Source organism: Brevirhabdus pacifica (genome assembly GCF_002797755.1).
In the GTDB taxonomy this organism is placed as follows: domain Bacteria; phylum Pseudomonadota; class Alphaproteobacteria; order Rhodobacterales; family Rhodobacteraceae; genus Brevirhabdus; species Brevirhabdus pacifica.
Genome location: NZ_PGFI01000012.1, coordinates 171,292 through 183,879 on the forward strand (window position 1 = coordinate 171,292; position 12,588 = coordinate 183,879).

Here is a 12,588-nt window from a genome sequence, read left to right on the forward strand (position 1 = left end):
TTCGGTTGGCGATATGGCTCAGCTCGTTCCCTCGTCCTCGTTCTTGTTGGCGCCAAGGCTGCTGTTCAGTTCCCGGGCCTGGGTGATCCAGTCGTCGCGGCTGACGCGGCCGCGGAAACCTTTCAGGTTGGCATCCATCCAGGCGATCTCTTCGTCGCTCCAGCCGGCGATCTGATCGTAATGGTAACAGCCCATGCCGTGAAGCATCGCCTCGAGCTTGGGGCCGATGCCGCTGATCCGGCGCAGGTCGTCGGGGCCGGTGCCCCGCGGCGCCTCAAGCCCGGCGGGCCGGCGGCCGAGCGCCGGGTCGGCCGCGCCCTCGGCCTCGGCTGCCCGGGCGGGGCCACCCTCGGCAGGGCGGGCGATCGACTGTTCGCGGGCCTGTTCCCTAGAGGGTCCAGCATCGCGCGCCTTGGCGGCGGAAGTGCCGGCGGGGGTCCCGGTGCCCGGCAGCCCGCCCTTCTGAAGCAGGTCATCGCGCACGGCGGGCGGGGCCTGGTCGGCCTGGGCCGCGTCGCGCCAAGGCGTGGTCAGCGGCACCTCGGTCCCGTCGATCCGCTTGAGCGTGTCGCCGATGTCGACCGCAAGCTGCACCGAGGCGTTGTATTTCGTGTGCCCGCTTTCGAAATCCGGCAGGCTGGTCAGGCCCGACAGCGGCTCGGCCGCGAAGCGCCCGTTCTGGGGCCCCGGCACCGGCACGGAGCCCGCATCCATCTCGTCGATCATCTCGAGCAGGCGGGCGGGCGTCAGGTCCTCGTAATAGTCCTTGCCGATCTGGGCCATGGGCGCGTTGGAACAGGCGCCCAGGCACTCGACCTCCTCCCAGGAGAACTTGCCGTCGGGGCTGAGATCATGGGGGCGCTCGGCGATGCGCTCCTTGCAGATGGCCATCAGGTCCTCGGAGCCGCAGAGCATGCAGGAGGTGGTGCCGCAGATCTGGAAATGGGCGACCGAGCCGACGGGCTGCAACTGGAACATGAAGTAGAAGGTCGCGACCTCGAGGGCGCGGATATAGGCCATGTCGAGCAAGGCCGCGACATGTTCGATCGCCGGGCGGCTCAGCCAGCCCTCCTGCTCCTGGGCGCGCCACAGCAGCGGGATGATGGCGCTGGCCTGGCGACCCTCGGGGTATTTGGTGATCTGCGCCTCGGCCCAGGCCTGATTGGCCGGGGTGAAGGCGAAGCTTTCGGGTTGGACAGGGTGCAGGCGGCGGAGCATGTCAGCGGATCTCCTGACGTGTGGAACGGCATGCCGGGGCGCGGCGCGGGCCCGGCGCGGGGGAGCCTCCGGCGGGGATATTTGCGGCGACAATGAAGGGGGGGCGCGGCATCATCGGTCGATCTCTCCGAAGACGACATCCATGGTGCCGATGATGGCGGCGACGTCGGCCAGCTGGTGCCCCTTGGAGATGTAGTCCATCGCCTGCAGGTGCAAAAAGCCCGGCGCGCGCAGCTTGGCGCGGTAGGGCTTGTTCGTGCCGTCGGCCACCAGATAGACGCCGAATTCGCCCTTGGGGGCTTCGACGGCGGCATAAACCTCGCCGGCGGGGACGTGGAAACCTTCGGTGTAAAGCTTGAAGTGATGGATCAGGCTTTCCATCGAGGTCTTCATCTCGGCGCGCGGCGGCGGGGTCAGCTTGCCGCGGGCCAGAACGTCACCGGGGGTGACGCGCAGTTTCTCGATGGCCTGTTTGATGATCTTCAGGCTTTCGCGCATCTCCTGCATCCGCACGAGGTAGCGGTCGTAGCAGTCGCCGGCGGTGCCGACGGGGATCTGGAAATCGAACTCGTCATAGCATTCGTAGGGCTGGGCGCGGCGCAGGTCCCAGGCCAGGCCCGAGCCGCGCACCATAACGCCCGAGAACCCCCAGTCGAGGATGTCCTGTTCGTTGACGACGCCGATGTCGACGTTGCGCTGCTTGAAGATGCGGTTGTCGGTCAGCAGACCGTCGATGTCGGCCAGCACCGCGGGAAACTCGTCAGCCCATGTATCAATATCGTCGATCAGCTCGGGCGGCAGGTCCTGATGCACGCCGCCGGGGCGGAAATAGGCCGCGTGGAGGCGTGCGCCCGAGGCCCTTTCGTAGAAGACCATCAGCTTCTCGCGTTCCTCGAAGCCCCAGAGCGGCGGCGTCAGCGCGCCCACGTCCATTGCCTGTGTGGTGACGTTCAGCAGGTGGTTCAGGATGCGCCCGATTTCCGAATAGAGCACCCGGATCAGCGAGGCGCGGCGGGGCACCTCGATGCCGCAAAGCGCCTCGATCGCCAGACACCAGGCGTGTTCCTGGTTCATCGGCGCCACGTAGTCCAGGCGATCGAAATAGGGCAGGTTCTGCAGGTAGGTGCGGCTTTCCATCAGCTTTTCGGTGCCACGGTGCAGCAGACCGATATGGGGATCGCACCGCTCGACAATCTCGCCGTCAAGCTCCAGCACCAGACGCAGCACCCCGTGGGCCGCCGGATGCTGGGGGCCGAAGTTGATATTGAAGTTGCGGATCTTCTGCTCGCCCGTCAGGGCGTCGTCGAACTGGCCGTCCATCTCAGACCTCCACATGGCCCGTCTTCCAGCCTGCGGGCAGGTGCCCCAGGACGGAACGGACATATTCATATTGCGGCGCCAGATGCGCCTGAAGCGCCTGTCGCAGGGATGCGGGCAGCGTGACGGGCGGGCTGGCCCAGACGCGCTGTGAGAACTTGCCGGGATGGGGATCGAGCCCAAGGAAACGGCAGATGCGGTCGACGGTCGCCTGGGTGAAAAGCTCTTCGTAAAAACCTACGAACAGGGCCTTTTCCGGGATAGCGGCCCGCGCGCGACCAAGGATGCCGGCGTAATCCGACCGCTCGTCGAGCTCGGGCCTGTCGCCTTCCAGCCAGTCGCGGGCAAGCCGGGTCGCGGCGGCATCGCGGGCGGCCTCGTCGCCGCCCTGCCAGCCGGCCATCATGCGGATGTTGGACCAGGCCCGTTCCACCGGGTCGCGCAGCAGCAACACGAAGCGCGCAAGCGGGCCCATCGCGGCCATCATGCGCAGACGGGCCTCGGACAGAAGACCATAGGCCGGGGTCATGTCGCCGATCAGCCGGGTGCCGGGTGCGGCCCCCTGGGACAGGAAGGCGCGGTAGGCGTCGAGGTCGAGGGCGGGCTCTTCCATCACCTGGCGCCAGGCGGTCAGGTCGGCGATGCGGCGGCGCAGGTAATCGGGGTTGCCGCTCCCCTCTTCAAGCCGGTCGCGGGCGGCAGCGATCTGCTTGCTCAGCTCGCGCAGCTGGAACGCACGGGTGCCCATGTCCTCGGCATCGAAGAAATGCAGCTCCTTGGGGCTGCGCAGGTGGCATTGGGGATGCCCCTCGAGATAGCGGAACAACCAGCTGGTGCCGGCCTTGTTGGCCCCCAGGCCGAAGAGAAGCGCAGGGCCCTCCACGATCAGCCCTTGGCCGCGGGTTTCGCCGGGGCGGCACCCGAGACATGGCCGTCGGCGGCGACCTTGTCGTCGCCGGGCAGGATGTAGTCGGCGCCTTCCCAAGGCGACATGAAGTCGAACTGGCGGTATTCCTGAACCAGGTTCACCGGCTCGTAGACCACGCGCTTCAGCGCCTCGTCGTAACGCACTTCGCTGTAGCCGGTGGTCGGGAAATCCTTGCGCAGCGGATGGCCGCGGAAGCCGTAATCGGTGAGGATCCGGCGCAGATCGGGATGGCCCGAGAAAAGGATGCCGAACATGTCGAACACCTCGCGCTCGAACCAGTTGGCCGAGGGGTGCACGGGAATGATCGAGGACAGCACCTCGTCCTCGCGGATGCTGACGCGGACGCGCAGGCGCTGGTTCCGGTACATCGACAGGAAATGGTAGACCACGTCGAAACGCTTCTCGCGGTCGGGATAGTCGACGGCGGTGATGTCCACGAGGGTCGAGAAGCGGCTGGTCGCGTCGCTCAGCAGAAACTCGGTGAAGGTCAGGATCGAGGCGGGCGCCACCTCGATCGTCAGCTCACCGCGCAGAAGCTCGGTGCGCAGCACCGCGTCCTCCTCGCGGCCCGAGATGTGGGCGGCCAGATCCGACAGCTGCTCGGTCCGCTCGCGCAGGCGCTCGGCCATGCGGGCGCGGTTGCGGGCGGCGTCGGCTTCGGCCGGGCTGGCCGCTTGGGTCGAGGCGGGTGTGTCGGACATGGCGGGGCCCCTCAGCGAACGATTGTGCCGGTGCGGCGGATCTTCCGCTGCAACTGGAGAATGCCGTAGAGCAGCGCCTCGGCGGTGGGCGGGCATCCGGGAACGTAAAGGTCGACGGGCACGATCCGGTCGCAACCGCGCACCACCGAATAGCTGTAGTGGTAATAGCCCCCGCCATTGGCGCAGGAGCCCATCGAGATCACGTAGCGCGGCTCGGGCATCTGGTCGTAGACCTTGCGCAGGGCGGGCGCCATCTTGTTGGTCAGCGTGCCGGCGACGATCATCAGGTCGGACTGGCGCGGGCTGGCGCGCGGGGCGGTGCCGAACCGCTCCATATCATAGCGGGGCATGGCGGTGTGCATCATCTCGACGGCGCAGCAGGCCAGACCGAAGGTCATCCAGTGCAGGCTGCCGGTGCGGGCCCAGTTGATGACATCCTCGGTCGAGGTGACCAGGAAGCCCTTGTCCTGAAGGTCGCGGTTGAGGGCGGCGGTCGTGACCTCGCGGTCGGGACCGGCGGTGTTCAGCGCGGTGCTCACTCCCATTCCAGGGCCCCCTTCTTCCATTCGTAGGCGAAACCGATGGTCAGCACGGCCAGGAACACCATCATCGACCAGAACCCGAGCAGGCCCACGTCCTTGAACGCAACCGCCCAGGGAAAGAGGAACGCCACCTCGAGGTCGAAGATGATGAAGAGGATCGAGACCAGGTAGAACCTGACATCGAACTTCATGCGCGCATCATCGAAGGCATTGAAGCCGCATTCGTAGGCCGAGACCTTTTCGGGGTCGGGGTTGCGGACAGCGACGATCGTGGCGGCAAGAATCAGGACGACGCCCAATCCGATCGCCACACCGAGAAAGACGACAATCGGCAGGTACTCTCGCAGGAGTTCATCCATACCAGGCTCCTTGAATTGGGCGGGCCGTAGTCCAGCTTCTTGGCCGGCAGATGTATCCCGTGGAACACAAAGGGTCAACCAAGCCAAGCATGATTAACTCCCCTCCCTAAAAATCGTTGCGAACTCTCCCTGTTCGCCACGCATTTACAGCAGCCGTTTCTCTTGCTGGCAAGAAATTCAACAGCTTGCGCGACCTCAGGTCGCGGTGCCGAAACATGTGACTGGTATGCCAGTAGTCCAGAATCAGCTGGATTTCCAGCCCGGAGAACGCTTCTCGAAGAAGGCGGCGATGCCCTCGGGGGCCTCGGCGCCGCGCCACTGCTCGATCAGGGCCTCGACGCTGGCCGCGATGACGGCGTCGTCGATGGTCGGTCCCATGCTGCGGGCCAGCCGCTTGGCGGCCGCCACGGCCCCGGGCGCGGTGGCCAGATAGGGCGTGACCTCGGCCTCGACGGCGGCGTCCAGGGCCTCGGCCGGCATGCTTGCGGCCAGAAGGTCAAGGCGCACCGCCTCGGCGGCGTCGAAGCGGCGGGCGGACATGAAGACCCGGCGCGCGCGCCCCTCGCCCATGCGGGCCAGGACATAGGGGCCGATGGTTGCGGGAATCAGTCCCAGGCGAGTCTCGGTAAAGGCGAACCTGGCGTGATCGGCGCCCAGCGCCACGTCGCAGACCGCCATCAGCCCCAGCCCGCCGCCGAAGGCTTGCCCGTGGATGCGCCCGATCAGGGGCTTGCGCATCTCGTTCAGTGCGCGCAGCATTTCGGCCAGGCGCCGGGCCTCGGTCGCGCGGGTCTCGGGCGCTGCGGTCAATTGTGCGCGCATCCAGCCCAGATCGGCCCCGGCGCAGAAGCTGCCCCCTGCCCCGGTCAGAACGACGACCCGGGTCGCGGGATCGCGGCCAAGCCGGGCGGCCGCCTCGGTCAGCTCGGCGATCATCTCGGCTGAAAGGGCGTTGTGGGTCTCGGGCCGGTCGAGGGTCAGCGTCGACACGCCCCGCGCGTCGGTCTCAAGCGAGAGGGTCGAGAACATGGGCGATTTCCTTTGTCTTGTCGGGCGCGGGTGGATGAGGTGTTCAGCGGGCAGCGGGCGCGCGCATGGCCTGGGCCATCTGGGCCGCGCGGGCCAGCACCCCCTCGTCCAGCCCGGTCTCGTAGCCGCGCCGGCGCAGGTGGGCGTTGGCATCCTCGGTCGCGACGTTGCCGGCGGCTCCGGGGGCGAAGGGGCATCCCCCCAACCCGCCGCAGGCCGCATCGAAGACCCGGAGGCCTGCGTCGAGGGCCGCATCGATATTCTCGAGCGCGAGGCCCGATGTGGCGTGGAAATGACCTGCCAGCCGGTCGGCCGGCGCCTCCTCCAGCACCAGCTTCAGCATCTGCGCCACGCGCTCGGGCGTGCCCTGCCCCAGTGTGTCGCCCAGCGAAATCTCGTAGCAGCCCATGCGCATCAGGCGCGCCACGACCCGGGCCACGTCGCCCGGGTCGGTCTCGCCATCATAGGGACAGTCGGTCACGCAGGAGACATAGCCCCGCACCGGCAGGTCGGCCTCCTGGGCGGCGCGGGCGACGGGGGCCAGACGGGCCAGGCTTTCATCGACCGAGCAGTTGATGTTGGCGCGGCTGAACCCCTCTGCCGCCGAGGCGAAGACCGCGATCTCGTCGGCGCGGGCAGCCAGCGCCCGTTCAAGCCCCTGCATGTTGGGCACCAGCGCGGCATAGCTGACGCCCGGCGCGCGTTGGATCCCGGCCAGCACCTCGGCGCCATCGGCCATCTGCGGCACCCACTTGGGGCTGACGAAGCTGGCCACCTCGATCCGCGAAAAGCCCGCGCCGCTCAGCAGGTCGATCAGCGCCAGCTTCTCGGCGGTGGGGATGGGACGGGGTTCGTTCTGCAACCCGTCGCGGGGGCCGACCTCGAAGATCTCGGCGCGGGGGGCGGTGGCCTGGTCGTCGCTCATCCGGCGCGCCCCGTGGCGGCACCCGCCGATTCCGCGTCATCGGGGCGGTTCTCGGGCCAGGGCTCGTAGAACTCCTGCTCGTAAAGCCGGGCGTCATCGGGCGGCAGCGAGGCCTGGAAGCTGGGCCGGTCGGTGATCCGCTCGTACCACTTGCAAAGCTCGGGGTAGGGTTCGATGCGGGCGAAGTGACGGCCCATGTAGACCGCCTGCCCGACGCTGATGTCGGCGGCCGAAAAGCCGCTGGTCAGCAGGTAGTCGCGGTTCTCGACCGGGGTCGACAGCCGCCCCTCGATCGCGTCGAAGCATTTCTCAAGCCGCCGCGCCTCGATCTTCATGATCGTCGGAGAGCGCATCCAATCCTCGTAAAGCACCACGTGCTGCTGGGTCAGGGCGGCCGTGTGCTGGCTGATGGTTTCGGCGAAGTGTAGCCAGGTCAGCCAATCGGCGCGGTCGGGATCGTCGGGGCGCCGCCACAGGCGGTCGGGGGAATGGTTCTCGGCCAGGAATTCGGTGATGGCACCGGATTCCCAGATCACCTCGCCGTTGATCTCCAGCGTCGGCACCCGCCCCGAGGGGTTCAGCGACAGGTATTGGGGCGCGCGCAGGGTGCGGTCGAAGGGATAGGTCTTGAGTTCGTATTCAAGGCCCAGTTCGTTCAGCATCCAGAGGGTGCGCATCGAACGGGTCTCGTGACAATGGTGCAATCGGATCATCTCAGCCTCTGCCGACAAGCTGCGGGGTCATGCGCGACCGCCAGCCGGAAGCGGTTGCGCGATGTTTGTGCAAGACATAGCGGAGCCGGGCCGCCATGCAACCGCGGCGTGCGCCGGGCCCCGTGCTCAGGCGGCATCATCGGCCTCGTCGTCATCGGCCAGCACGATCAGCGATGCACCGGCCTCGACCTGGTCGCCCTCGGCGGCCAGGATCTCGGCGATGCGGCAGTCGCGGGGCGCTGTCAGCGTATGCTCCATCTTCATCGCCTCCAGCACGGCCAGCGGCGCGCCCTCGGCGACCCGGTCGCCGGTGGCAACGCGGATCGCGCGGATCAGCCCGGGCATCGGCGCCTCGATCATGTTGCCGGCAGCGGCCCCTGCCCCGGCACGGTCCAGCGGATCAACCACATCGAGGATCCAGCTGCCGCGCCCGGTCACCGTCAGCCGCTGACCGTGGCGCATCACCTGTCGGTCAAGGCGGCGCCCGTCCAGCCACCACTGGCCGCCACGCGTTTCCAGCAGGAGGTCCTTCGCCTCCCCGGCCTCGGCAGGATCGACCCACGCCAGGCGCACCCGCGCGCGGGTGCCTGTCCCGGCCTGCCCCCCTGCGCCCTGCGGGCCCGGAAGGGCGACGCGGGCCTCGACCTCCCGCCCACCGGCGGGGCCGCCGCCACCGACCACCATCCGAACGGTCCATTCCAGCGGCTGCCAAAGGGCAAAGCCCGCGTCTTCCGCCGCCCCGTCCAGGCCCAGCGCGGCCAGCGCGGCCAGGGCCAGCTCCTCCGGCCCCGGCGCCTCGGGTCCTTTCAGCTTGGCCAGGTTACGCTCGATCAGGCCTGTGTCGACGTCGCCGGCAGCGAAATCGGGTTGGCGCACCAACGCAGCCAGGAAATCCAGGTTCGTCGTCAGCCCCGCGATCCGGGTCACGTCCAGCGCCCGGCCCATCCGCTGCAACGCCTGCGATCGGGTGGGGGCATGCACGATCAGCTTGGCGATCATGGGGTCGTAATAGGGGCTGATGCGGTCGCCGGTCACCACACCGCTGTCGGCGCGGACATCCCCAGGGAATTCCAGCAGGTCCAGCCGCCCCACCGCCGGCAGGAAGCCCGCGGGCACGTCCTCGGCGTAAAGTCGCGCCTCGACCGCGTGGCCCTTGAGGCCCAGGTCCTGTTGCGTGGCGGGCAGCGCCTCGCCCCGCGCCACGCGGATCTGCCATTCGACCAGATCGACGCCGGTGACGGCCTCGGTCACCGGATGCTCGACCTGTAGCCGGGTGTTCATCTCCATGAACCAGAAGCGGTCGGGGCGCAGCCCGTCCGAGCCGTCGACGATGAACTCGACCGTGCCGGCCCCGCTGTAGCCGATGGCCTCGGCGGCGCGGACGGCGGCCTGGCCCATCGCCTCGCGCATCTGGGGGGTCATGCCGGGGGCCGGAGCCTCTTCGATGACCTTCTGGTGGCGGCGCTGAAGCGAGCAGTCGCGTTCGAAAAGTTGCACCGCGTCCTTGCCGTCGCCAAAGACCTGAATTTCGATGTGGCGCGGGGCGGTCACGAATTTCTCGACTAGGACATCGGCATTGCCGAAGGCGCCCTTCGCCTCGTTGCGGGCCGAGGCGAGGGCGGCGGCGAAATCGCCCGCGTGTTCCACCAGCCGCATGCCCTTGCCGCCGCCGCCCGCGACGGCCTTGATCAGCACCGGGTAGCCTATTTCCTCGGCGGCGCGGGACAGGCGCGCGTCGTCCTGATCGGCGCCGTGGTAGCCCGGCACCACCGGCACGCCCGCCTTCTCCATCAGCGCCTTTGCGGCATCCTTCAGTCCCATCGCGCGGATCGCCCTGGCCGAGGGGCCGATGAAGGTCAGGCCGGCTTCCTCCACAGCCTCGACGAAATCCGGGTTCTCGGACAGGAAGCCATAGCCGGGATGGATAGCCCCCGCGCCCGCATCCCGCGCGGCCTGAATGATGGCGTCGCCCCGCAGGTAGCTTTCGGCGGGGGTGGCCCCGCCCAGAGACACCGCTTGGTCGGCCTGAAGCACGTGTTGCGCGCCTGCGTCCACGTCGGAATGCACGGCGACCGTGCCCAGCCCCATGCGCCGCGCGGTGCGGATCACCCGGCAGGCGATCTCGCCCCGGTTCGCGATCAGTATCTTGTCAAACATCCTCGTCCCTTCTCCAGCCGCCGGACAGAAGCCCGGCCGCCTGCTGCGCCATGTCCGCGATGATCTGTGCCGCGGGCCTTATGTCGTGGATCAGCCCCGTCGCCTCGCCGACGACGGCGGGCGCGATCGTGGCGTCGCCCGTGGAGGCGGCGCTGGTGTAGCGGTCGGCCTCGGCCGGACCGGCGGCACGCTGGCCTTGCGGGTCCCGCGCCCAGCGCTCGGTATAGGCGTTGCGCAGGGTGCGGATGTCGTAGCGATCTGGCCAGTCCAACCCCCGCGCGATATCGGGCACCGAGGAGCGCAGCGTGTCATCCCCGCCTGCCGCCAGCGCCGCGCGGTGCAGACCCTCGGGCACCAGCGCCTCGGCACTGGCCCAAAGGCGCGAGCCCACAAGCACCCCGTCCGCCCCCAGCATCAGCGCCGCCGCAAGACCGCGCCCGTCGGCGATGCCCCCCGCCGCCAGCAACAGGGTCTGGGGGTGCTCGCGGGCCAGCATGTCGGCAACCTCGGGGACAAGGGTCATGGTGGCGCGGGTCTCGCCGTGGCCACCGGCCTCGGCCCCCTGCGCCACGATGATATCCGCGCCGCTGTCCGCCGCATGACGCGCATCGCGCAGGGTCTGGACCTGCGCGATCAGCGGCACGCCCGCCGCCAGCACCAAGGGGGCGTAAGGTGCGGGATCCCCAAAGGACAGCATCAGCGCGGCGGGCTTGTGGGCCAAGGCCTGTTCCAGCAGCTCGGCGCGTCCCTCCAACCGCCAGGTGATGAAGCCGATGCCGGTGGTCTCGTTCCCGGCCGCCGCGCGCTCGGCCTCGATCCAGCCTGCGTCCCCATAGCCGCCACCGATCAGGCCCAGCCCCCCGGCCCGGGTCACCGCCGCCGCAAGCGCACCGCCCGCCGCAACCGCCATCGGCGCCGACAGGATCGGGTGGGTCAGCCCCAGACGCCGGGTCAGGCGGGTGGTGATGCCGGTGTCAGCCATGTTCTGCGCACTCTCCCTTATCTCTGATCAACTGCCCTCGGGCACGATCGCTTTCCTTGCCCGTCGGCGGCCCCTGCCCCGCAATCCTACATCCGGAAGACGCCGAAACGCGTCTCGGGGATGGGGGCGTTCAGGGCCGCCCGCAGGCTAAGCGCCAGCACACGGCGAGAGTGGCGCGGGTCGATGATGCCATCGTCCCACAGCCGGGCCGAGGCATAAAGCGGGTGGGACTGACGCTCGAACATCTCGATGGTGGGCTGTTTGAAGGCGGTCTCTTCCTCGGGGGTCCAGCTGCCGCCCCCACGTTCGATGGCGTCGCGGCGCACCGTGGCCAGCACCCCCGCCGCCTGTTCGCCGCCCATCACGCCGATGCGGCTGTTGGGCCAGCTCCACAGGAAGCGCGGCTGGTAGGCCCGGCCGGACATGCCGTAATTGCCCGCCCCGAACGAGCCGCCGACGATCATCGTCACCTTCGGCACCTCGGTCGAGGCGACGGCGGTCACCATCTTGGCCCCGTGGCGGGCGATGCCCTCGTTCTCGTACTTCCGACCCACCATGAAGCCGGTGATGTTTTGCAGGAAAACCAGCGGGATGCGCCGTTGCGAGCAGAGTTCGATGAAATGGGCGCCCTTCTGGGCGGCCTCGGAGAATAGCACGCCGTTGTTGGCGATCAGGCCCACCGGCATCCCCTCGACATGGGCAAAGCCGGTCACGAGGGTTTCGCCGAAGCGGGCCTTGAACTCGTCAAAGCGCGAGCCGTCGACCAGCCGGGCGATCACCTCGCGAATGTCATATGGCGTGCGCAGGTCGGCGGGGACCACGCCCAGAATCTCGTCGGGGTCATAGGCGGGCGGCTCGGGCGGCTGCACGGGCATGCCGGGCTGCGGACCAAGGTTGAGGTTGGCGACGGCCTGACGGGCCAGCGCAAGGGCGTGGGCGTCATCCTCGGCCAGATAATCGGCAACGCCCGACAGGCGCGTATGCACATCGCCGCCACCCAGATCCTCGGCCGAGACGACCTCGCCTGTGGCCGCCCGAACCAGAGGCGGGCCGGCCAGGAAGATCGTGCCCTGATCGCGCACGATGATCGAGACATCGGACATCGCCGGCACATAAGCCCCGCCGGCGGTGCAGGACCCCATCACCACGGCGATCTGGGGAATGCCCGCGCCGCTCATCCGTGCCTGATTGTAGAAGATGCGCCCGAAATGGTCGCGGTCGGGAAAGACCTCGTCCTGGTTGGGCAGGTTGGCGCCGCCCGAATCCACCAGATAGACGCAGGGCAGTCGGCATTCGGCGGCGATCTCCTGTGCGCGCAGGTGTTTCTTGACGCTCATCGGATAATAGGTGCCGCCCTTCACGGTGGCGTCGTTGCACACCACCATCACGTCGCGCCCGTGGACCCGGCCCACGCCCGCGATGATGCCCGCGCCGGGGGCCGCGCCGTCATACATGCCGTGGGCGGCGGTGGCGCCCACCTCAAGGAAGGGGCTGCCGGGGTCCAGAAGCCCCGCCACCCGGTCCCTTGGCAGCATCTTGCCGCGCGACAGGTGCCGCTCGCGGGCCTTGTCCCCGCCGCCCGCTGCGGCGGCGCGGGCGGCTTCGGCCGCGGTCTCGAGCAGCGTCAGATGCGCCTTGCGATTGGCGACGAAGCTGTCGTCGCCGGGGCGGATGCGGGACTTGAGGACGCTCATGCGCGGCGACCCTTGGGGGGCGT

General features: G+C 68.7%; 12 protein-coding genes. All 12 read right to left on the reverse strand.

The annotated features are described in order from the left end of the window. Positions 1 to 18: 18 nt before the first annotated feature. Positions 19 to 1,218 carry an NADH-quinone oxidoreductase subunit E gene (locus CLV77_RS10340; protein ID WP_076980627.1) on the reverse strand — a complete coding sequence of 400 codons (1,200 nt, stop codon included), beginning with the start codon at positions 1,216 to 1,218 and terminating at the stop codon, positions 19 to 21. Positions 1,219 to 1,329: 111 nt separating this feature from the next. After that, positions 1,330 to 2,538: an NADH-quinone oxidoreductase subunit D gene (locus CLV77_RS10345; protein WP_076980626.1), complete on the reverse strand. Its 1,209-nt coding sequence runs from the start codon at positions 2,536 to 2,538 to the stop codon at positions 1,330 to 1,332. Position 2,539: 1 nt separating this feature from the next. Beyond that, complete coding sequence (locus CLV77_RS10350) at positions 2,540 to 3,418, reverse strand: sulfotransferase family protein (RefSeq protein ID WP_076980625.1); 879 nt, start codon at positions 3,416 to 3,418, stop codon at positions 2,540 to 2,542. 2 nt (positions 3,419 to 3,420) lie between these two features. After that, positions 3,421 to 4,092 carry an NADH-quinone oxidoreductase subunit C gene (locus CLV77_RS10355; protein WP_076981193.1) on the reverse strand — a complete coding sequence of 224 codons (672 nt, stop codon included), beginning with the start codon at positions 4,090 to 4,092 and terminating at the stop codon, positions 3,421 to 3,423. 83 nt (positions 4,093 to 4,175) lie between these two features. Next, positions 4,176 to 4,709 (reverse strand): NuoB/complex I 20 kDa subunit family protein, encoded by a 534-nt coding sequence (locus tag CLV77_RS10360; protein ID WP_076980624.1) that lies wholly within the window; start codon positions 4,707 to 4,709, stop codon positions 4,176 to 4,178. Further along, complete coding sequence (locus CLV77_RS10365; protein WP_076980623.1) at positions 4,700 to 5,065, reverse strand: NADH-quinone oxidoreductase subunit A; 366 nt, start codon at positions 5,063 to 5,065, stop codon at positions 4,700 to 4,702. Before CLV77_RS10365 ends, CLV77_RS10360 begins: the two co-directional genes overlap by 10 nt. Before the next feature lie 243 nt (positions 5,066 to 5,308). Beyond that, positions 5,309 to 6,094 carry a crotonase/enoyl-CoA hydratase family protein gene (locus CLV77_RS10370; protein WP_076980622.1) on the reverse strand — a complete coding sequence of 262 codons (786 nt, stop codon included), beginning with the start codon at positions 6,092 to 6,094 and terminating at the stop codon, positions 5,309 to 5,311. A gap of 43 nt (positions 6,095 to 6,137) precedes the next feature. Continuing rightward, complete coding sequence (locus CLV77_RS10375) at positions 6,138 to 7,019, reverse strand: hydroxymethylglutaryl-CoA lyase (protein WP_076980621.1); 882 nt, start codon at positions 7,017 to 7,019, stop codon at positions 6,138 to 6,140. Continuing rightward, positions 7,016 to 7,732 carry a glutathione S-transferase family protein gene (locus tag CLV77_RS10380; RefSeq protein ID WP_076980620.1) on the reverse strand — a complete coding sequence of 239 codons (717 nt, stop codon included), beginning with the start codon at positions 7,730 to 7,732 and terminating at the stop codon, positions 7,016 to 7,018. The genes CLV77_RS10375 and CLV77_RS10380 overlap by 4 nt, the downstream gene beginning before the upstream one ends. Positions 7,733 to 7,858: 126 nt before the next feature. Then, entirely contained in the window at positions 7,859 to 9,889 is a 2,031-nt protein-coding gene (locus CLV77_RS10385) for an acetyl/propionyl/methylcrotonyl-CoA carboxylase subunit alpha (protein ID WP_076980619.1), read from the reverse strand. Next, positions 9,882 to 10,871 (reverse strand): NAD(P)H-dependent flavin oxidoreductase, encoded by a 990-nt coding sequence (locus CLV77_RS10390; RefSeq protein WP_076980618.1) that lies wholly within the window; start codon positions 10,869 to 10,871, stop codon positions 9,882 to 9,884. Before CLV77_RS10390 ends, CLV77_RS10385 begins: the two co-directional genes overlap by 8 nt. 86 nt (positions 10,872 to 10,957) lie before the next feature. After that, entirely contained in the window at positions 10,958 to 12,565 is a 1,608-nt protein-coding gene (locus tag CLV77_RS10395; RefSeq protein ID WP_076980617.1) for a carboxyl transferase domain-containing protein, read from the reverse strand. Positions 12,566 to 12,588 lie beyond the last annotated feature (23 nt).